Annotated in this window: 16 protein-coding genes; 4 read left to right on the forward strand and 12 right to left on the reverse strand. The window is 58.0% G+C overall.

Going from position 1 to position 21653, the window contains the following annotated elements; translation table 11 throughout:
- Positions 1 to 78 precede the first annotated feature (78 nt).
- Positions 79 to 1110 carry a polyprenyl synthetase family protein gene (locus L53_RS08275; protein WP_034814020.1) on the forward strand — a complete coding sequence of 344 codons (1032 nt, stop codon included), beginning with the start codon at positions 79 to 81 and terminating at the stop codon, positions 1108 to 1110.
- Here L53_RS08275 and L53_RS08280 read toward each other — a convergent pair.
- The 4 genes from L53_RS08280 to L53_RS08295 are packed head-to-tail and all read right to left on the reverse strand — an operon-like array spanning position 1104 to position 6067.
- Complete coding sequence (locus tag L53_RS08280) at positions 1104 to 2165, reverse strand: glycosyltransferase family 4 protein (protein WP_034814021.1); 1062 nt, start codon at positions 2163 to 2165, stop codon at positions 1104 to 1106. The genes L53_RS08275 and L53_RS08280 overlap by 7 nt on opposite strands.
- Positions 2162 to 3034, reverse strand: a complete 873-nt coding sequence (locus L53_RS08285) for a 4-(cytidine 5'-diphospho)-2-C-methyl-D-erythritol kinase (RefSeq protein WP_034814023.1) — start codon at positions 3032 to 3034, stop codon at positions 2162 to 2164. Before L53_RS08285 ends, L53_RS08280 begins: the two co-directional genes overlap by 4 nt.
- A gap of 18 nt (positions 3035 to 3052) precedes the next feature.
- A complete protein-coding gene (locus L53_RS08290; protein ID WP_034814025.1) occupies positions 3053 to 4810 on the reverse strand; it encodes a tetratricopeptide repeat protein in 1758 nt (585 codons plus the stop codon).
- A 51-nt stretch (positions 4811 to 4861) separates the two neighbouring features.
- Complete coding sequence (locus tag L53_RS08295; protein WP_198019766.1) at positions 4862 to 6067, reverse strand: N-acetylmuramoyl-L-alanine amidase; 1206 nt, start codon at positions 6065 to 6067, stop codon at positions 4862 to 4864.
- A 412-nt stretch (positions 6068 to 6479) separates the two neighbouring features.
- On the opposite strand from L53_RS08295, the gene L53_RS08300 reads away from it, so the two are divergent.
- Positions 6480 to 9086, forward strand: a complete 2607-nt coding sequence (locus L53_RS08300; protein WP_034814026.1) for a ribonuclease E/G — start codon at positions 6480 to 6482, stop codon at positions 9084 to 9086.
- Between the two features lie 96 nt (positions 9087 to 9182).
- On the opposite strand, the gene L53_RS08305 is transcribed toward L53_RS08300, so the two are convergent.
- Positions 9183 to 9590 carry a hypothetical protein gene (locus L53_RS08305; RefSeq protein ID WP_051607722.1) on the reverse strand — a complete coding sequence of 136 codons (408 nt, stop codon included), beginning with the start codon at positions 9588 to 9590 and terminating at the stop codon, positions 9183 to 9185.
- 77 nt (positions 9591 to 9667) lie between these two features.
- Between L53_RS08305 and L53_RS08310 the strand changes: the two genes are divergently transcribed.
- Positions 9668 to 10000 (forward strand): hypothetical protein, encoded by a 333-nt coding sequence (locus L53_RS08310; RefSeq protein WP_034814028.1) that lies wholly within the window; start codon positions 9668 to 9670, stop codon positions 9998 to 10000.
- Positions 10001 to 10074: 74 nt separating this feature from the next.
- On the opposite strand, the gene L53_RS08315 is transcribed toward L53_RS08310, so the two are convergent.
- The 7 genes from L53_RS08315 to L53_RS08345 form a co-directional block, all read right to left on the reverse strand.
- Complete coding sequence (locus tag L53_RS08315; protein WP_034814029.1) at positions 10075 to 12309, reverse strand: 3-hydroxyacyl-CoA dehydrogenase NAD-binding domain-containing protein; 2235 nt, start codon at positions 12307 to 12309, stop codon at positions 10075 to 10077.
- Between the two features lie 29 nt (positions 12310 to 12338).
- Complete coding sequence (locus L53_RS08320) at positions 12339 to 13544, reverse strand: acetyl-CoA C-acetyltransferase (protein WP_034814031.1); 1206 nt, start codon at positions 13542 to 13544, stop codon at positions 12339 to 12341.
- 26 nt (positions 13545 to 13570) lie between these two features.
- Positions 13571 to 13999: a PaaI family thioesterase gene (locus L53_RS08325; RefSeq protein ID WP_034814381.1), complete on the reverse strand. Its 429-nt coding sequence runs from the start codon at positions 13997 to 13999 to the stop codon at positions 13571 to 13573.
- A gap of 33 nt (positions 14000 to 14032) precedes the next feature.
- Positions 14033 to 14317, reverse strand: coding sequence for a hypothetical protein (locus L53_RS08330; protein WP_034814033.1), 285 nt, complete (start codon positions 14315 to 14317; stop codon positions 14033 to 14035).
- Between the two features lies 1 nt (position 14318).
- Positions 14319 to 15485: an acyl-CoA dehydrogenase family protein gene (locus L53_RS08335; RefSeq protein WP_034814043.1), complete on the reverse strand. Its 1167-nt coding sequence runs from the start codon at positions 15483 to 15485 to the stop codon at positions 14319 to 14321.
- A gap of 186 nt (positions 15486 to 15671) precedes the next feature.
- A complete protein-coding gene (locus L53_RS08340; RefSeq protein ID WP_034814045.1) occupies positions 15672 to 17456 on the reverse strand; it encodes an acyl-CoA dehydrogenase C-terminal domain-containing protein in 1785 nt (594 codons plus the stop codon).
- A gap of 115 nt (positions 17457 to 17571) precedes the next feature.
- Positions 17572 to 18054 carry a MerR family DNA-binding transcriptional regulator gene (locus tag L53_RS08345; protein WP_233347663.1) on the reverse strand — a complete coding sequence of 161 codons (483 nt, stop codon included), beginning with the start codon at positions 18052 to 18054 and terminating at the stop codon, positions 17572 to 17574.
- Between the two features lie 220 nt (positions 18055 to 18274).
- Here L53_RS08345 and L53_RS08350 point away from each other — a divergent pair, with 220 nt between their 5' ends.
- Positions 18275 to 21652 carry a peptidoglycan-binding protein gene (locus tag L53_RS08350; protein WP_034814047.1) on the forward strand — a complete coding sequence of 1126 codons (3378 nt, stop codon included), beginning with the start codon at positions 18275 to 18277 and terminating at the stop codon, positions 21650 to 21652.
- Position 21653: the final 1 nt, after the last annotated feature.

Below are 21653 nucleotides of genomic sequence, written 5' to 3' on the forward strand. Positions count from 1 at the left end.
TGTGAGATGCGTCGGGGTGCCACGTCGCGCTTGATGCGAACCCGTCCTACGACTATTTCCCATTTCGTCAGAGAAATGATGGGAGCCAGTGAAAACGTGACCCTTGCGCCAAAACCAAGAGGCAAAGAGGCAGTCGGTTCCATTGTGGATCGGATGCAAACGCTCGTGGCCAAGGACCTCGGTGAGGTCGAGACCTTGCTGGCGACCCGCGCAGCAAGCCCGATATCGGTCATTCCGGATCTGTCCGGTTACATTGTGTCGGCGGGCGGCAAACGCCTGCGACCATTGATAACCCTCATTTCTGCACATGCCGTGGGCACGCCGAACAAGGCAACACATGCTCTTGCAGCGGCCGTGGAGTTCATCCACACCGCCACGCTGTTGCACGATGACGTGGTGGACGAAAGCGATCTGCGACGCGGGAAACCTGCTGCCAAGGCAATTTGGGGCAACAAGGCCTCCATCCTGGTGGGGGACTTCCTGTTTGCGCGCGCGTTCAACCTGCTGGTTGAAACCAACAGTCTCGAAATCCTGAACCGGCTCGCCACAGCATCCACGGTGATTGCCGAAGGCGAAGTTCGCCAGTTGGCCGCGATGCAGGCCCGGGATCTGCCAACCGAAGACTATCTGGCAATTATTGAAGCGAAGACTGGCGCGCTGTTCGAGGCCGCTGCCGAGACCGGCGCCATGTCAGTCGGCAGTGATGATCACGCTCATGCGCTTGCCACATACGGCAAGAATCTGGGTCTCGCCTTCCAGATCATCGATGACGTGCTGGACTATGGTGGCACCACGTCGGTAATTGGCAAATCAGTCGGCGATGACTTCCGCGAATGCAAAATTACACTGCCCGTCATCGTCGCGAAGCGACGCGGCTCAGATGAAGACCGTCTGTTCTGGGACCGAGCCATGAATTCCGAAACGCAGCAGGACGCCGATCTGGCTCACGCTGTTCATCTGATCCGGGCCACTGGGGCTGCAGACGCCACCGTTCAGGAGGCCGAGGCCTATGCTGCGCTGGCCAAGGGCGCGCTAAGAACGCTCGAAGAGTCCCCCTATCGCAGCGCACTCGAAGATCTGGCCGATTTCTGCGTAAGCCGGGCCTACTGAGTCCGCGAGCGTTCGAGCCACCAAAAGACTGATCCGATAGCAGCAAGGGCAACCAGTGCCGTCAATTGCAGAACCGGGAAATCATCGGCCTGGTCAGTGGACTCTGCTGCGCCAAACATGGTGACCACACCCATCACCGCGCAAATCAGTGTCATACTCCACCAGAAGGTCGCGACACTGAGGTGGCCCCAACCGCGGGCAATCAGCCGCTGATAGGCGTGATCGGTGTGCGCCTGAAGAAGATTGCGCCCCTTGAATGTACGCCACGCCAGCGTCAGCAAGACGTCAATCAGAAACGGCAGGGCAAGCGTGAGCGCCAGAAGCGCGGCGCGAACGCCGTCCATGCCGTCGCCAAGGTGGTAAACGGCCATCAAGCCAAACAGTCCGCCGGCGCCTAGAGATCCGCAGTCTCCGGCATACAGCCCGCCTCGCAAGTTCCACACAAGAAAGCCTAGCACGGCTCCGAACATGGCGAACTGGGCGATCATGGCAAATTCCCCGATCGGGTCGGGTACACAGCTACCAAAGCACAGCATCAGCACGGCAAAGAGCGGAAACAAAGCCACATGCATGATCGCAATCGATCCCAGCGCGAGGCCGTTGGCGCCGTCCATGAAATTGACCGCATTCGTAATCACGATCAGCCAGACAATGACCGCAATACCAAGGAGCCATCCACCTGCCCCGCCCGGCATGAAGAATGGTATGGCTGCAATGACAGCCCAACCGCACAGCAGCGCGAGCTTCAACAAGGCTGACAGGCCGAGCCAGTCATCAAGGAAGCCGATTGCCCAAGGCGTGACGGCTAGCACAACTGCAAACAAAACCCTGCCCGTGGGCATCTGACCCAATGACGAGGGTACTGCCATGACCGCGAACGCACCCAGTGTAATCAGGATCGCGCCGAAGATACCGATCCCGCCCGTGCGAGGCACAGGCGCTGCCTGCTGCTTACGGCCACCATCCGGAGCATCGAGCAGCGGCAAATGACGCGCCAGGGTGCACAGGACGAAAGAAATCAACGCCGCTCCGGCAACGAGGTAGAAAATCGTCATCGCGCGTCCCCCAAGCTTGTTGCACGAATCCACCACTTGGGATGGGCGCGCTCAAGATCCCTTGCCGCAGACTGTGCGTCGTTATCGGTTGCAAACAGCGCGAAACAGGTTGCGCCCGATCCACTCATTCTTACGAGACGACTTCCCGGCACCACATTGAGGACGTCAAGCACCTCCCCGATAGCTGGTACAAGGCGCACCGCTGGGGATTGAAGATCGTTACGTTGGTGCGCCAGCCATGCGATCAACTCTTCCGACGAACGCATTTCAGGCACGGCTTCGAGGGCGCTGAAAGCACTTATGCCCCCTTTTGCGTCAAAGGCCCGGAAAACCGGCCCGGTCGGGCAGTCGACCGCTGGATTCACCAGAACAGCTGGCAATCGAGGAAGGTTCTTTTGCGGGCGAACTTGTTCGCCTTCGCCCTGCATCAACGCCGTCCGCCCTTCCAGCGCAACAGGCACATCGCCGCCCAGCGGCACCGCGACCTGTCGGACAAGATCGCGCTCCAATGACCACAATTTCTGAAGAACGCGCAACGTCGCGCCGGCATCCGCCGAACCGCCGCCAATTCCCGCTGCCACGGGAAGATGCTTGTCGAGCGTCAGCGCTACACCGTGCGATCTGCCCTCGGCCACGCACAGAGCTTGCGCTGCGCGCAGGACGAGATTGTCACCACCGACTTCCAGGCCGCTGGATCGTGGCCCCGTGAGACTGAGGGTCAGAGTATCTGCGGACTCAGCAGATACCCGGTCGGCCGCTTCCGGCCCAGCGAACATGACGAGCGAATCGAGCGGATGACGGCCGTTTTTTTGTACGGTTCCGACATGCAGGAACAGGTTTACCTTGGCGGGCGCGAGAGATGTCGGCATGTCAGACAGCCACAGCGACTAGGGACGAACAGGCTTGGGAAGTTGCGCGCCTGCTCCAGATTCAGCCTGTTTGACCAATGGCACGTTCGGACCGGCGACCAGCTTGGCTTCAATTCGGTCGCGCTCGCCATCCGCAGGATCTAGCGTCAACGAACGCCGCCACTGGAATCGCGCCTCAAGCTTGCGGCCGGTCTGCCAATAGGCGTCACCCAAATGATCGTTCAGAACAGGATCGCCAGGCTCAAGCTCGACTGCGCGTTCCAGATGCTGCGTAGCAGTCTCGTAATCGCCCAGCCGGTAATGCGCCCAGCCAAGGCTGTCGATGATATAGCCTTCATTTGGCTCAATCTCCGCAGCCCGTCGGATCATATCCATAGCGAAGTCGAGGTGCTCACCCCGATCAACATAGGAATAGCCGACATAATTCAGCAGTGATGCGTCATCCGGCTGCAGAGCCAAAGCCTTCAGCAAGTCGCGCTCACCTTCGGGCCAGTCGCCGAGCTCTCCACGTGATACACCGCGCGCATAGAACAATCGCCAGTCCTCACGCTGGTGGCTTGCATCATCCCGGATGATCTCTGTCAGCAAGGCCTCTGCCTGTTTCTGTCTCCCAACAGCGCGATAGAGGTCTGCAATCTGGATCTGCAAACCCCTGTCGGGAGAATGGTCCAGAGCCTCAGCGGCGACGGCGAGGGCGGACTGACTGCGTCCACTGCGTTGCAGAACCCATGCTATCTGCCCCCGCGAAGTAGCATAAAAAGCCGACGTCTCAGGCACACGCGCCAGCACACCGATGGCTTCGTCCCAGCGTTCGGCATTTGAAAGAGATTGTGCCCACAGAGAGCGTGCGACATGAAGCTCCGGATCGAGTGCCAGCGCCAGCACGAAATACACGGCTGAGACGTCATCGCTTGTCTGACTCATCAAAGCGGCCGCCGGAACATAGATGGCCAGTGCGGCGCCCTCATCCGGGTTCAGCCGCCGAACCTTGATCTTGTCGCCCGATGCTATCGCTTGGCTCAGGCGCGCAATCGAGGCGTTATGGCCAACTTGTTCGTCGAACGTGTTCAGGATTTCCAACGCCCTGTCTCGTTGACCACGGGAGGCCAACAGCTGGGCATGCGCCTCCACGCCAACAGCAAGGCGGGCGCTCGAATCCCATAGCGTGTCAAAAACCGACAGCGCGGCATCATCATTGCCAGCCGACATCTCGATCAGCCCCATCATGTAGAGCGTTGCACTATCCAGTCGTGGATCGCCCGACAGGCCGTCTTCGAGATACCGGACAGCCGCATCCGTCCCATGCGTATCGACCACGCGCCAAGCCGACAGGCCGCGCGCAATCATGCGGTTGAACGGCCCAAAGCGAGACTGCTCAAGCATTTGCTTGGCGTCATCTTCCCGACCAATCCGAAGCGCTTCCACAGCAAGGGTCAATCGAACGAGAGCGGCCTCGCTGCCGAGGGTATTTGCCCGTTTCGCCACCCGCACGCCTTCGCGATAATCGCCAGACAGAAGCGACGCAAACAGAGCACGATCCGCAATACCGGATTTCTCTGGTGCAGTATCAATCGCCAGGGCGTAATGCTCAGCTGCCTTTTGGGGATCATTGGTCATCGCCGCAAACCGGGCGATCAGGAAATCACTGTACGCCTCGGCTTCAGTCGGACGACCATTGTGGACAAGCGAAGAATCCAGATGACTCAATCCGCCACTTGAACACGACGCTGACAGCGCCAGAAGCGACGACACCACAAGGAAACGCAACAATATCATAGGAGGCAACTTCTCAGTAACGGTGCGCCGCTGCAAGGGATTTCCCCCGCTCTAGCCCTGTCCCGCCAACAGGATATCCTGCTTGTCAAAAAAGCGGTCGATGCCGCGCTTGACCGCCGACATGACATTGCGCAGGTCGCGGTCGGATTGCAGGCGCTTTGCGTCGGCCCGATTTGTCACGAAGCCCATTTCGAGTAGCACCGCCGGAACATCCGGCGCCAGCAAAACATAGAAGCCCGCCTCGCGGTGTGTATTGCGCAGCACGGGGCCGGACTTCTCCAGTTCAGGCAGAAGCATTTCCGCAAATTCAGACGAATGCGTCTTGGTTTCGCGTTTTACGAGATCTTCGAGGATGCCACTGACACGTTGCGGCGCGCCGTCCTCGAGCGGGATGCGCCAGTTGTTGCGATTGGCTTCCTTGTCGATCCGGCGTTCACCACTCGCGCTGATCGTATAGACGGAGGCGCCGGCAACGTCGCGACTAGCCGCCGCATCCGCATGTAAGGATATGAACAGGTCAGCGCCCCAATCGCGCGCCATGCTGACGCGCACCTCATGGTCGACATAGACATCCGTGTCGCGTGTCAGCCGCACCGTATAGCGGGGGTCCGCCTGAAGGATATTTTTGAGTGCGAGCGCCGCACGTAAAGTGATGTCCTTTTCCACACCGCCTGTAATAGCCATGGCGCCCGGGTCCTTACCGCCATGCCCAGCATCGATGACAACCGTGTAGGACTGCTTTGCAACGCGCTGGGACACTGGCAACGGAGCGTCAGGCCTCATCGACGCAAGCTCAATTGCGAGTTCTTCCTTGCGCTTTTTGGCCTGATAGGAGGCAAGCTTGCGCATATCTTTCTTCGCCACGCTGCTGAAGCGCGCGGCCGACACGGTCTGAAGGTCAACGATTACCCGGTAGGATGGCTCGTTGCCCGCAGGTGGCAGGGACAAGGTCCGCGCGACCATTAACGGGCGCTCAAGCGCAAAGCTGAGCGTTCCCTCGGAGAGCGCCCAGGTGGCAACACCACCACCCCCATCACCCACAGCAGGTGTCACTGGCCCATCAACTGGCAGCACGAGGCTGCGAGCGTTTCCCGATTCGGCAAGGAAGGCGCGACCTTCCTGCTCAGAATCTGCCCACACAGTGATTCGAGTCGGCTCTCCATTGCCAACAACCTGCACCCGGCTGACATCGGCGGATGCGGCAAAACCCGCACCCAGACAGGCAATCACAAGGCAAACAAAGCGTAAAATAGTCATCAGGATCGCATGTATTCCAGATTCGAAGGTTTTCCCTACCAGACCGATTATTAACCCAGCATTGACCATAGGTTACGTATTACACAGCCTCAGCGCCCTTTTTGGTCTTTTCTTGACGGTCAAAATTGGGCAGTATCATCAGGTAGCCGCCAATCAGGCCTACCAAGCAATTTTCCCAACGTCGCGACAGCGATCCCGGCTTCACCGAAAAGGCAAGCGGGCGCCGCGCTCCGGAAAGCAGAGAAGATGTACGCGGGTGCAGTAGTCAAAACCGATTTTCCTGTACTGCCCATGGGGCAGTCGGGTCGGCGTGACCGTATCCTCCCCCTAAATTTACAGACCGGCCCTGCGGCTGGCTTGAGGTGCGTTGACGCATCCAAAGCTGCTGCGCCGGCTCATAAGGTTCCTTTACATGAGCAAACTCATGCTAATCGACGCCTCGCACACGGAAGAGACCCGTGTTGCGATCGTCAACAATGGTCAGGTCGACGACTTTGACTTTGAAACAACTGGCAACGAACAACTCCGCGGAAACATCTACCTCGCAAAAGTAACGCGTGTAGAGCCGTCGCTTCAGGCGGCATTCGTTGAGTATGGCGGCAATCGCCACGGTTTCCTGGCCTTCAGCGAAATCCACCCTGACTATTACCAGCTGCCCGCGGAAGACCGCGAAGCCCTGCTGAAGGAAGCAGCCGAAGAGGCCGCTGCCCAGATCGAAGACGACGATGATGAAGATGGCGATGCAGTCGACATCGACGATGAAGACGACGTCGACAACGATGCAAGCGACGATGACTCTGACGAGTCGGAAGACTCCACCGATAATGAAAGCGGTGAAGCCAAGGCTGCCGCCGCACCCCGCCGGAAGAAATCAAGCCGCGCCTCGATCTCCAAGCGCTACAAGATCCAGGAAGTCATCCGCCGCCGCCAGGTGATGCTGGTCCAGGTCGTGAAGGAAGAACGTGGGAACAAGGGCGCCGCCCTGACCACCTATCTCTCCCTCGCTGGCCGCTACTCTGTCCTGATGCCGAACACGCCGCGCGGCGGTGGCATTTCCCGCAAAATCGTCAATGGCGCGGACCGCAAGCGCCTGAAATCCATCGTATCCGAGCTGGACGTGCCGGACGGCATGGGCCTGATCGTGCGGACCGCAGGCGCCAAGCGCACCAAGGCCGAGATCAAGCGTGACTATGAATATCTTTCCAAGCTTTGGGAAAACATTGTCGAGAAGACACTGACATCCGAAGCTCCAATGCTGATCAATGCCGAGGGCGGTCTCGTCCACCGGGCAATGCGCGACATGTTCGACAAGGATATCGAGGAGGTCCTTGTTCATGGTGAAGAGGCCTATCGCGAAGCGAAGGATCTCGCCAAGCTCATCATGCCGAGCCAGTCCAAGAAGGTTCAGCAATGGAAAGAGGAAGACCCGCTTTTCGTGGCCGAAGCGGTCGAGCAGCAGCTCGACTCCATCTACTCCCCGACCGTCCAACTGAAATCCGGCGGCTATCTCGTCATCAACCAGACCGAAGCCCTGGTTGCGATCGATGTGAACTCCGGCAAGTCCACACGTGAGCGCAACATTGAGCAGACGGCTGTGCGGACGAACCTCGAGGCAGCTGAGGAAGCCTGCCGCCAGATGCGCCTGCGCGACCTGGCTGGTCTCATCGTGATCGATTTCATCGACATGGACGAGAACAAGAACAATCGCGCCGTCGAGAAAAAGCTGAAGGATCACCTCAAGGTGGACCGGGCCCGCGTCCAGCATGGTCGCATCTCGCAGTTCGGCCTGATGGAAATCTCACGCCAGCGTCGCCGTCAGGGCGTGCTGCAGGCAACCTCCGATCCGTGCGAAGCGTGTAACGGCACTGGCCGTCGCCGCTCTATCCCGTCGGCGGCACTTCAGCTGATCCGGGCCATCGAGGCCCGCGCCTCCATGGGCGGCCTGAAAGCCATTTCCGTGAAGGCTCCGACCGATGTCGCGCTCTACCTGCTAAACAACAAGCGCGAAGCGCTGGTCGAAGTCGAACAGGTGGCCGGCTTTGCTGTCTCGATTCACTCGTCAGAAGACATGCTGCCAGGCGATTTCGTGATCGATGCAGAGCGCGACCCGAATGGAAAGCCGAAGAAGCGCAAGCCACCACGCTCGCTCGCCAAGCCGAGCAAGCAAATCGTCAGTGATGACGAGGATGAAGATGACGAGAGCGAAGACGACACGTCCGAAGCCTCTGCTGATCAAGATGACGAATCCACAGGCACCCGCCGCAAGCGCCGTCGGCGCCGAGGCGGTCGTGGCCGCAAACAAGAGGCAGCTGAGTCGCAAGACGATGAATCCCGGCTCGACGGCGAGGACGCCGAGGATGACGGCGATGACACCGCCGAGGCCGCGTCAGACAGTGACGACGATTCAGAGGATGGCGCCCCTCGCAAGCGCCGCCGCCGGGGCCGTCGCGGAGGTCGTCGGCGGCGCCGGTCTTCAGACACCCGCACCGAGGCAGCCGATGGAGCGCCAGCAGATGGCGGCGCCTATCTGGACGGCCTCGCTGCGAGTGCTCCGGAAATGCTGGACGATATTCCGCCGAGCGAAGCCAAGGTAAGCGAAGAACCCGCAACGGAAGCCACGTCGGCCAAGGCACAGGCTGAAGAGACCGCTCCGTCTGAGGCCCAGGCGGAAGATGCCCCAGCCGACAGCGAAGACAAGCCGACCAAACCGAAGCGCCCCCGCCGCTCACGCGCCAAGAAAAAGGACGCAGCCATGGCCGCTGAAACCGGCGGTGAGGCAGAGGCCAGTGAACCGGCCAAGGCCCAGCCTGCGCCAGAAGCTGAGCCGGTCGTTGAAGCCAAACCAGCCCCCGTGGCCGAAAAGCCTGCGCCGGAACCAAAGCCTGAGCCAGAGGCCGAACCCGCCATGGCCGACCAGGCTGCGCCCGAATCGGCCCCTGAGCCCGCAGCCAAGTCGACCAAGTCGGCCAAGAAAGCCGAGCCCAAACGCTCCGGCTGGTGGTCCCGCGCCAAGCGCTAGGCGGTCAGTTCCCCAAGACAACAAAAAAAGGCCGGAGCAGAAATGCTCCGGCCTTTTCGATACACCATGTTATATTTAAAGATCAGACCACTGAATTTAATCTGCGTTTGCGTCGCGGACTAATTGCTCAGCAGTTGCCTGTGAGGCTTCCATTTCTGAGCCCGAGGCGACGATAGCTGCATCGGAACAACCACGCTCAACTTGAGTCGCCTTGATGCTCATTCTACGTTCACTCAGCGCTTTGGCTGCTTCCGACTTTGCCATCGCATTCCCAATGCCATAGTCCCCCAAAAATCCTGCCACGGATCTCCAATCGGTTGTCGCAGTATCAATAATTTTCGCTTCAACTTCGTCTGTTTTCGCGAGCTCAATTGCCAGTTCTCTACAATTCAGCGCCCTCTGCTCCACAGCCGATAGATTCGTCGCAATTGGATACCGTTTGGTCGCGCATCCAGTTACCGCGGCAAAAGTCGCCAATGCGACCAATGGATAAAGTTTTTTCATTTCTTCCTCTCGATTCCCATTACAAATTGATCACTGCTTATAGTTGGTGATTGCGTCAATCTCTTGGAGAATATTTTATGGGAGTACAAACCGATTTCTTTCGTGCCATCACGCTTGCTACTTGTATTTTCACAAGCGCTTGCTCAAACAATGAAGATATCGCAAAGAATTCCACCGAATCTCAAATTTGCAGGGTTCACACATTTGGCTCTCAGGATGCACCTGAATGCGCCTGCAAGATGCGCGGCATACGAGAGGCTTTTGGTGACGAAAGCGTAGAAAACCTTTACGCGGTTTTGAAGACACAATCTGTGAAGGACGCCGAATTCTATCTTATTGAGCTGGCGGTAAATAATCCAATGGCTGCCGCCCAGATTCAAAATCAGACCGACACCAATTGTTATAAATAACATTGAGGGCCACCCAACGAGCGTGGCCCTCAATAATTTCCCTCAGCCATTCATATGCCGAGCACTTGACTGATTTAAGCCGCGGCTTTCTCAGCTTTCCCGGCTGGCGGGAAGCGGTCGTAGAAGCCTTCGCCCTTGGCCGCCATGTCGCGGAGCAGGTCGCCCGGACGGAACCGGTCACCATACTTGTCCGCGAGCTTGTCGGCCTCGGCGACGAATTCCTTGATGCCCCACATCAGGTCGATATAGGAACAGCACCCGCCCGTATACGGCGCAAAGCCCCAAGCGAGGATGGAGCCAATGTCGGCATCGCGCGCATCGGTGATAACACCCTCTTCAAAGCAACGGGCAACCTCCACAGCCTGACGGATCAGGAAACGGTTGGTCAGCTCTTTCTTCAGGTCTGGTGGGCATTCGTCCACCTTCACTTCCAGCTGCGTGTTCAGGTCTGGCCAGAGGCGTTCCGGCTTGCCCTTTTCGTTGTAGTCGTAGAAGCCCTTGCCAGCCTTGCGGCCCACACGCTCCTGGTCCTCGACGAGCCAAGCGAGGAACTGCGTCCGGTCATCCGCCTGCAGATCGATACCAGCTGCCTCAGCGGTTGCCCGCGTCACTTTCAGGGCTGTGTCGAGGCCAACCGAATCGGAAACTTCCAGCGGGCCCATCGGCATTCCGGACTGTCGGCCGACATTCTCGATGATCGCTGGCTTGATGCCTTCTGCCAGCATTTCCATGCCCTCGCGCGTATACGTGCCGAAGCAACGGGAGGTATAGAAGCCGCGACTATCATTGACGGCAATCGGCGTCTTGCGGATGGCGAGCACATAATCGACCGCCTTGGCGAGGGTCGCTTCGCTGGTCTTTTCACCGCTGATGATTTCGACAAGCCCCATGCGCTCAACCGGCGAGAAGAAGTGGATGCCGATAAAGTTCTCAGGGCGCTCCGATGCTTCAGCCAAGCCTGTAATTGGCAATGTGGATGTGTTTGATCCGAAGACGGCATCCTTGTCGAGAACAGCTTCAGCCATCTTGGTGATCTTGGCTTTCAGTTCGACATTCTCGAACACGGCCTCGATGACCAGGTCAGCGCCTTTGACATCATCATAATTGTCGGTCGTCGTGATCAGGTCGAGCAGTGCGTCGCCCTTCTCCTGTGTGGACTTGCCACGCGAGACGGCCTTTTCGACGAGACGGCGGGAATAGTCCTTACCCTTCTCGGCATTCTCTTTCGAGACATCGACGAGAACAGTCGGGATACCAGCCTTGGCCTGCACATAGGCAATGCCCGCGCCCATCAGGCCCGCACCGACGACAGCGATCTTCTTGAATTCGGTCTTCGGATGACCGGCCGGGCGGTTGCCGCCCTTGGACAGTTCCTGCATCGACAGGAACAGGGACCGGATCATGGCTTTCGCTTCCGGGCGCTGCTGCGTGTTGATGAAGTAGCGCGTCTCGATCCGGAGACCCGCATCGATCGGCACCTGAATACCTTCATAGATGCAGGACAGGATGTTCTTCTGCGCCGGATAGTTGCCGTAGGTCTTGGCCATCAGCATGGCGTTGGACATGGTCGCGACCTGGCCCGCACCGGGGCTGCGATGTACGACGCCGCCCGGAACCTTGAAGCCCTTTTCGTCCCAAGGTGCCTGCGCCTTCGGATTGGCCTTGACCCAGGCTTTTGCCTTGTCGACCGTTTCGGACGATGGAGCGAGTTCTTGAACGACACCCATGGCGAGCGCCTTCTCGGCATTGAAGCTTTCACCTTGCAGGATCAGTGGCAGAGCGGCCTGAACGCCGATCAGGCGTGGCAGGCGCTGGGTGCCGCCAGCGCCCGGCAGGAGGCCGATCTTGGCTTCCGGCAGGCCGAATTGCAGCTTCGGATTGTCATTCGCCGCAACGCGATAATGACAGGCCAGCGCCACTTCGAGACCGCCGCCGAGGGCGAGGCCATTCAGCGCAACGGCCACCGGCTTGCCGCAGGTTTCCAGTTCACGCAGAGTTTTGTTGAGCGAAAAGCCGCGATCGAATTGCGCCTTTTTCAGCTCTGCTTCGGACATGTCCGCAGGCGACTTGCCGGCGCCTGCGTTCTGGTTCATTTCACCAAGGTCTGCCCCGGCGCAAAAGCCGCTCGGCTTACCGGACGAGATCACCAGGCCCTTGATGGCGTCATTGGATGCGACTTCCTTGGAGATTGCGATGATATCAGCGACAGCTTTTGCCGTCAGCGTGTTCATGCTGCGGCCTGGCACATCAAAGACTGCGTGCGCAATGCCGTCACCATCGACGTCCCAACCGAATGTTTCGAGTTCCATATCGTGTATTCCGTTCGTCTGTATCTTGATTAAACGCGTTCGATGATCGTGGCGGTGCCCATGCCGGCGCCGACGCAGAGGGTGACAAGAGCGGTTTCCTTGCCGGAGCGCTCCAATTCGTCGACCATCGTGCCAAGGATCATGCCGCCGGTCGCGCCGAGCGGGTGGCCCATAGCGATGGCGCCGCCATTCACGTTCATTTTTTCATGCGGGATGTTGAGGTTCTGCATCATCAGCAGGACGACCGATGCAAAGGCTTCATTCAGTTCGTACAGGTCGATGTCGCTGGCTTCCATGCCGGCCTTCTTAAGGACCTTCTGGGACACATAGGTCGGGCCGGTCAGCATGATGCCCGGCTCGGAACCGATGGACGCCATGGCGCGGATGCGTGCGCGCGGTTTGAGGCCGAACTTCTCACCCATTTCCTTCGAGCCGAACAGGACCGCTGAAGCACCATCCACGATACCGGACGAGTTACCGGCATGGTGCACATGATTGATCGCTTCCAATTCAGGATAGCGCTGCTTGATGACTTCATCGAAGCCCATAGCGCCCATGCCAGCGAAGGAGGGGTTCAGTGCCGCGAGCGACTGCATGTCAGCGTCAGGGCGCATGTGTTCATCATGGGCCAGCTGGATGCCGCCCATCTGGTCTTTCACCGGAACGATGGATTTGGCAAAGCGGCCTTCTTTCCAAGCCGTTGCGGCGCGCTTCTGGCTCTCGACCGCAAACGCATCGACGTCATCGCGGGAGAAGCCATACTTGGTGGCGATCGTGTCAGCGCCAATGCCCTGTGGGGCAAAATAGGTCTTGAGGGCGACTTGCGGGTCGGAAGACCACGCGCCACCGGACGCGCCCATTGGCACGCGGCTCATGCTTTCAACACCGCCGCCGATGGCCATATCTGCCTCGCCGGTCATGACTTTGGACGCGGCCATGTTACAGGCCTCGAGGCCGGAGGCGCAGAAGCGGTCAACCTGAACGCCCGCGGTCGTTTCAGCATAATCAGCATTCAGAACGGCGACGCGCGCGATGTCTGCGCCCTGCTCGCCCACCGGGCTGACGCAGCCAAGAACCACGTCATCGACATTTGATGTATCGAGTTCGTTCCGGTCACGGATGGCTTGCAAAACTTGGGTCGCAAGGCTGAGCGCGGTGATCTCGTGCAGTGATCCGCTTTTCTTGCCTTTACCGCGGGGCGTACGCACCGCGTCGTAGATATAGGCTTCAGTCATTGGAGAGGCTCCTTCTAAACGTAAGATCAGGTTGCCGGTTTCAGTACCGGATTGAGGGTCAGGCTCGCGGTGGAACGGGCAGCTTCCTTGCCGCGAGAATCAAACAGTTCGGCTTCCGCGAACAACATGGCACGGCCGACATTTCTCAGCCGCGCTGTAACTTCGATGACGCCCTTCCGGACAGGGCGTAGAAAATGGGTGTGCAAATCAACCGTCGAAGGCAGCTTCGTCTTGCCCGCCTTCATTCCGGCGAGCATTCCGATTGTATCATCCATCATGGCGACAAGATAGCCGCCCTGGATAACGCCTGCCGGATTGCAGAACTCCGGGCGGCCCTCAAAGCGCACCCGGGTTGTCAGCGCTTTCATGTCGAGCGCCAGGAGTTCAAAGCCAAGCGATGTCGAGGACGGGCTCGGCGTCGGAAAAACGTCGCGGATGAGATGGCTATCAGGCATGATCAGGACTTCGAACCTCGAACGTGTGGTCAATCACGGCCAAAACAACTCCCTCAATTGTCGGCGCACTTCTTTTATCACCTTCCGATCATTCACGAACCCTCTTATGCCCTTCGAAGCGAGCTCGCGCCATTCGCGCTCTGATCGCCACTTAACGTACATAAGAAGTCCCAAAAACATGGTTACGGCAAATGCAATCGCCAGGTTGAATCCCCAGCCCATAATTGTTTCTCCTCGTTGCACTTTGATGAAAGCTAAAATCAAGTTAGCAGGCACCAAGAGCAAAGTAAGGGTCAGACCAATTCGGCCAGTCTGCATACTATAACGTCCTCGCAATCAGCATTTTCATGACTTCGTTGGCGCCGCCATAGATACGCTGAACGCGTGCGTCTGCATACATCTGAGCGATGGGATATTCGTCCATATAGCCGAACCCGCCATGCAACTGCAGGCACTCATCAATGATCTTGCACTGAAGGTCAGAGATCCAGTACTTCGACATCGATGCGGTCGAGGCATCGAGCTCTTCCTTGAGCAGGCGCTCCGTACAATGATCGGCAAACACTTTGGCGACGGTCGCTTCGGTCTTGCATTCCGCCAGTTTGAACTGCGTATTTTGGAAATCGAAAATCGTACCGCCGAACGCCTTGCGGCCCTTCACATATTCGACGGTCTCGTGAATTGCACGTTCAATCATGCCGACGCCCTGAAGGCCGATTATGTGGCGCTCCTGCGGCAGTTTCTGCATCAGCTGGATGAAGCCCTTGCCCTCGACTTCGCCAAGAAGGTTGGAAGCTGGCACACGCACTTCATCGAAGAACAGCTCCGATGTATCCGCAGCATGCTGGCCAACCTTTTCAAGGTTCCGGCCGCGGCGGAAGCCTTCCACCTTGTCTGTCTCGACAACGGCAATCGAAATGCCCTTGGCGCCCTGGGTCGGGTCCGTCTTCACGCAAACGAGGATCAGGTTTGCGGTCTGGCCATTCGAGATGAAGGTCTTTGAGCCATTGATGACATATTCGTCGCCATCGCGCTTGGCGGTCGTTTTCATGCCCTGCAGGTCAGAGCCTGCACCGGGCTCCGTCATCGCAATGGCGGTTACGAGTTCGCCCGAACAAATGCCGGGCAGCCAACGCCGCTTTTGCTCTTCGGTGCCATAGGCGACGATATAGGGTGCAATAATCGCATTGTGCAGGGTTATGCCGAATCCGTCGACACCCTTCCACTGCTGTTGTTCGATGATGATGGCTTCATGACGGAAATCACCACCCGCGCCGCCATATTCTTCGGGCACGGATGCGCCGAGCAGGCCCATTTCGCCAGCCTTTTTCCAGATTTCCATCGGAACAATACCGTCCTTGCGCCACTGGGGCACATGCGGCACGCATTCCTTTTCGAAGAACTGGCCAACAGCGTCAGAGAAAATCTCGAGCTCTTCGTCCTGGCGCCAATTGGCCTTCGGGACATCTAGTGGGCTGGCCTGCATTCGTCTTCCTCCGCTATGGGCGGCTTTTGCTTGCCGCTTACGTTCACGTAAACATGTAAGCGTCGCTCCGAGGAATTCCCAGCCCTCTCCCAACGTCAGAACGAGCGGAATCGCATAATTTTTTTGTGTGATAGCGCGTGAAACCCACTTATTTGGGCCACGCGCCATCAAAATCGGACTGGCGCGCTAAAACGCCTCCGCTGGCAAGGCCATCATCGACTTCGCGCCGGTCTTCACCTTGGCTAGGTGTGCAGCACCATCCGGCACCATCCGGTCCACAAAATAATAGCCGGTTGTGAGCTTCTCTTCATAAAAGGGATCGCCCGCCGCCTTCTTCTCCAGCGCAATCTTGGCCATTTTCGCCCACATGAATGCCAAGCCTGTGAGGCCAAACAGGTGCAGGTAATCGTGGCTGGAAGCGCCCGCATTGTTGAAATCGGTCATGCCATTTTGCATCAGCCAGGTTGTGGCCTCTTGCAACTGGGCCTTCAGTGTCGTCAGGCCCTCGATAAACGGGGCCATATCGGCATCGCCATCGGCTGAATTGATGAATTCGTCAACTTCACCAAAGAAGCTGAAGACAGCCCGGCCACCATTGGACGCCAGCTTGCGGCCAACGAGGTCGAGCGCCTGCACGCCATTGGTGCCTTCGTAAATAAGAGTGATACGGCAATCGCGGACGATCTGCTCCAGACCCCATTCACGCGTAAAGCCAGAGCCGCCGTGAAGTTGCAGCGCCTGATTGGCTTTTTCAAAGCCCATATGGGTCAGGTATGCTTTGATGACCGGCGTCAGAAGGGCCATATAGTCGCCCGCCTTTTCCCGCACTTTTTCATCTGGAGATTTGTGCTGAAGGTCACCCTGGAAGGCCGTCCAGTAAGTAAGCGCGCGCGCGCCTTCGAGGAATGCCTTCTGGTCCATCAACATGCGGCGCACGTCCGGATGAACGATGATCGGATCGGCAGGCTTTTCAGGTGCCTTTGGCCCGGTCAGGGAACGCCCCTGAAGACGGTCCTTCGCAAAATCGACTGCATTCTGATAGGCGACGACGGCTTGGGACAGACCCTGCAGGCCCACGCCGAGGCGCGCCTCATTCATCATGACGAACATGGTGCGCATGCCTTTATGCTCTTCGCCAACAAGAAAACCTGTCGCGCCGTCATAATTCATGACGCAGGTCGCATTCCCGTGAATGCCCATTTTTTCTTCGAGGCCACCGCAGGAACAGGCATTGCGCTCGCCCAGCGAGCCATCTTCGCCCACCATGTATTTCGGCACAACGAACAGGGACACACCCTTGATGCCTTCCGGCGCGCCTTCAATGCGGGCCAGCACAAGGTGGATGATGTTCTCGGTAAGGTCCTGCTCGCCACCGGAGATCCAGATTTTCTGTCCGGTGATCTTGTAGGAGCCATCGCCCTGCGGCACGGCTTTTGTTTTCATCAGGCCCAGATCGGTGCCGCAATGCGGCTCGGTGAGGTTCATCGTTCCGGCCCATTCGGCCGACGCCATCTTCGGCCCGTACTTGGCCTTGAGTTCATCGGAGCCACCCGCCATCAGCGCCTGATAGGCACCGTGCGTCAGCCCCGGATACATCCCGAACGCCATGTTCGACGATGATACCATTTCAGTCCAAGCAATGTTTACAACGTGCGGAAGCCCCTGACCGCCCATGGACGGATCGGCCGACAACAAAGGCCAACCGTTTTCAACGAGTTGTTTATAAGCTTCTGGAAAGCCATCCGGGGTTTTTACACTGGCGTCATCGCCGCGCACACACCCTTGCTCGTCGCCCACAGCGTTGAGCGGAAACAGGACTTCCTTGGCGAATTTGCCTCCCTCCTCGAGGATGGCATTCACCAGGTCCGGCGTGGCCTCTTCGAAACCCGGCAGGTTTGAATAGTTCTGGATCTGCAACAGGTCCTGCAGGATGAATTGCATGTCGCGGATCGGCGCGTCGTAACGTGGCATTTTGTATTTCCTGTCAATAAAGCACGAAAATCGCAGATATCTGCGGCGCGCTTGTACAAATTAATTTGCCCCACCGTAGCATCTGCTGGGTGGGGCACAATTTGGTCGATGCAGATCAGACTTCGTCGAGCTGCCTGCGGGCAATTTCGTCATATGCCGCAAGCTGTCGCTTGTTCTCATCAGACGGGCCGGTATTCGCAATTTGCGTTTCCAGCCAAGAGATGCCCTTGCGCAGCTCTGTCAGGGCGGTGTCGATATCGCCCCTCTGGATTTCAAGTTCTTTCACCTGCTTGCGGAACTTGTCGAGCGACATCCGCATCTGGGCACGCTGGCCATCATCAAGCACGTAAAGGTCGAGAATTTCGCGGATATCCGCGAGCGGCAGGCCGAGACGTTTCAGCCTGACGATAATTGTCAGCCGCGCACGATCCCGGTTGGAATAGACGCGCGTCATCCCGTCACGAGCGGGATGCAGCATGTCCTTGTCCTCATAGAAACGCAGCGCCCGCGGCGTCACACCGAACTCGCGAGCAAGCTCGGAAATTGTGTAGGTGCGGGAGTCCGCAGCGGAAATCTTGGAGAGCTTGTTGTTCATCATTCCGCAAATCTAGATCAAGGCTTACGCGAACGTCAACGTAAACTTTTTTAGCCCGTTTCGTTTCCCTGCGGATTCCTTTGGTAGAGTTACCGAATTTGGAGGTTTTCTTTACCTTTAACCTGCCCTTAATCCGGGTCCTGTCATCACCGATGCTGAATCTAAATGATTTTGCCCGAAGTATTAACAATCGCGGGCGAAATGAGTGCTTAGGAGAGTGGGGATGAGCCAGACGGGGCCCTGGAGCGTCAAAGGAATTGACCAGCGCGCGCGCGACGCCGCTCGCGAGGCAGCGCATGCTGAAGGCATCACCTTGGGGGAATATCTGAACCGGTTACTTATGTCGGTCGATGCCCCCCGACCAAACGAAGTTGCGTACCCTTTCCAGAATCGCCGACCAACGGCAAATGCGGCGAACGACACGCTCGACACGTTGACGCGCCGCATCGAGGCAACAGAAGCACGCTCCACACTTGCCATAACGGGCATGGATCACACGATCCTCGGCCTGGTGGCTCGCCTGGAAGAGGCCGAGCAAAACTCTTCTGCCGTAGCTGGCCATGTGGACAGCCTGATCGAAGAGCTGAAGGACACACATTCCGCTTTGCAGGCAAAAGTGCAGAAGCTCGAAGCCGACGACACGACCCGCGAAAACCTTGAAGCGCTGAAATCACTCGAACAGGCGCTTGGCAAACTTGCCAGCCATGTCTTCGAAGAAAGCGAGCTGGCTCAGAATGAGGCCCAAGCCATTCAGGGCCGGGTCGAGACAGGCTTCACCGAACTGACCGACCGCGTTGAGAACATGGAAGTGAAGGTCGAACAGACCCTGTCCGACGCGGCCTCTCGCGTCGAGCGCGCCGTGGACCAGGCCGAATTGCGCGCCGAAGGCACAGCCCGCGAGCTCGCCGATCGCCTATCCAACCTGGAAACGCATGTGAACCTCCGCCTGTCTGAGGTCGACAAGAATGATGAGCGTCTGGAAAGTGTCGAGACGAAAATTACAAAGTCCCTGGCTACCGTGGAAGACACACTGGCTCAAACACAGGACCGGTTGAACCGAGCAGAAACCACCACGGATGCGGCCCTGCTCAGCCTTGAGTCCACATTCAACAATCTTGACGCCAAGATCGAGACCCTGTCGAAAACAGTCGAACCTGATTTGGCGGACCGGCTTCGGGCAGAGTTTGAATCGCGCTTCGACGAGATCATGACGACTGTCCGCAGTACCGTTGACACTGCCCGCGCAGAACTGGCCGAAGAAATATCTCGCGCGGCTTCGGGCCCCAGTGAGGAGGCCGTAGTAGAACTTCACACCGGTCTGGAAGAAGTCCGCGAAAAACTTATCGCAGGCGAAGGTCGTCAAACTCAGGACATGGACAAGGTCTCGTCCGAGATCGGACGGATTGGTGACCTGGTCGGTACACGAATGGAAGAATTTGGCGCGAACCTCGACAAACGGGTCAATGCAAGTGAGCAACGTAGCGCAGAGGCAATTTCCCAGATTGGGGACCAAGTTGCGACCGTCGCTGATCGCTTGCAAGCGCGTCAGGACAAGGCTCTGCAGACCTTGGCTACAGAGATTGATGAGAACCGCAAGCGCGCAGACCTGAAACTCTCTGAGGCGATATCGAGTGTCACCGACAAACTCGAAGAGGCTCAAACCCAAACCAGCGCATCTCTCTCGCCAATCCAGAAGGCGATGGCGTCACTCGCGACGCGATTGGAAATGCTCGAAGACACGGCTACGCCTTCCAAGTCTGGCACAGGCGAGCCAACTGATCTGGCAACGATGAACGCGCTCAACGAGACTGATCGCCTGCTCGAAGAATTCCAGGAAGGGGAAGACGCGTCGTCTGATCTTCTCTCCGATGAATATGATGCAGTGTTCGAACCCGGCCTGCCCGGAGACATTGCAGATGACGATACCGGCGACGCATTCCTCACAGACTGGACCGAGACAGAGGAAGTCGAAGAAGCCGAGGCAGAAGCCGAGCCGACCGCCAAGTCAAACGCTTATGACGAAGACTACGATCTCGTCGAGGACGAGTTCGAAGTTGATGCCGATCTGGACAACGCAGAAGACGATTTCTACGAAGCATTCGCCGATTCTGACGAGACGCCTGCCTCCGCAGAATTTGATGCACTTGCCGAGCTTGAGGACTACGGGGACACGTCTACCGAGCCGCGTGAATCGGATATCTTCGAAGACGACGAATTCGACATGGAGATCGATCCGGCCGGAGAAACACTTACCGATCCCGAATTTACGGATACGCTGGAAGACGAGCCTGAGGCCGCGCCGCCGGCTGCGAACTATATCGATATGGCCCGCCGCGCTGCGATTGCAGCCTCATCAGGTCGCAGGGATACTTCTCCATCACTTGCACCTCCAAGTGATCAGGCTGACAAAGGCTTGCGCTTCGGAACCGGAAAGCTCCCACTCTATGCTGCAGCCTCGGCCGTTATCATAACGGGCGCCACTGTGGGCGGGTACCTTTATCTGCGCGGTAAGCAGGCCCCGACTTCGGTGACCGAACTGGCCGCTCCCGTTGATATGGCGGCTGCGAGTCCAACCGAGACAGAATTGCCACCCGCCGAAGCCACCGAGTCATCCGACGAAGCCATTCTGTTCGAGGATGATGTCGCGCTGCCAACTGACACAGAGACTGCGGCCGCAGACATGACCGATGAGGTCACATCATCTCAAGAGCCATCCGACTCGATCGCTGAACTGGTTGAACCAACGCCGATGATCGCGACCGTGCGTGTTGAGCCAGCCACAAACTTTGCGCCGATCCCCAAAGTCGACACACTGGCAAATGCCGCGGCATCCGGGAACGGCATTGCGCAATTCCAACTAGCGCAGCAACAGCTTGCCGATGGTGATTTGAAGGGCGGGGCTGCCCTGATGCGGCAAGCCGCAGAGAAAGGCCTGCCAATTGCTCAGTACACGCTGTCAAAGTTGCACGAAAAAGGCACGGGTGTGCCGAAGGATCTGACACTGGCCCGGGAATGGACCGAGCAGGCCGCAAGAGGTGGTAACGTAAAGGCCATGCATGACCTCGCCGTATTCATGGCTGAGGGCGAGGGTGGAGAGCAAACCTATGCCGGTGCCGTTGGATGGTTTCGCAAAGGCGCGGAGTTTGGCATCGTCGATAGCCAGTACAATCTTGGCGTACTGTACGAGCAAGGCCTCGGCATCAGCCCAAACCTGACTGAAGCCCTTTATTGGTTCATGGTCGCCGCAAAGAATGGCGACGCTGGCGCACCGGCAAAAGTCATGGAAATTTCCAAGCGTGTTTCACCAGAAGCGGTGAACCATGCCCGTGTACAGTCTGAGGACTGGAGTGCCTCCCGCGCCAACGCAGCAGCCAATGGCCGGTTCGGCGCGCAGTCCTGGAACATCGGCAACGCGGCTCAAGTGCGCGCGACACAGCAGGCCCTGACGGTACTTGGGTTCAACATTGGCTCTGCCGACGGAGCCCTTGGCCCGGATACAGCGGCCGCCATTCGCGACTATCAAAATGCTGAGTCTCTCGACGTGACGGGAACCATCACGCCGGAACTGATCGAAAGCCTGAATGCCCGCGCCAATTCTTAGT

It is taken from the genome of Hyphomonas sp. L-53-1-40 (assembly GCF_000682775.1).
Lineage (GTDB): Bacteria > Pseudomonadota > Alphaproteobacteria > Caulobacterales > Hyphomonadaceae > Hyphomonas.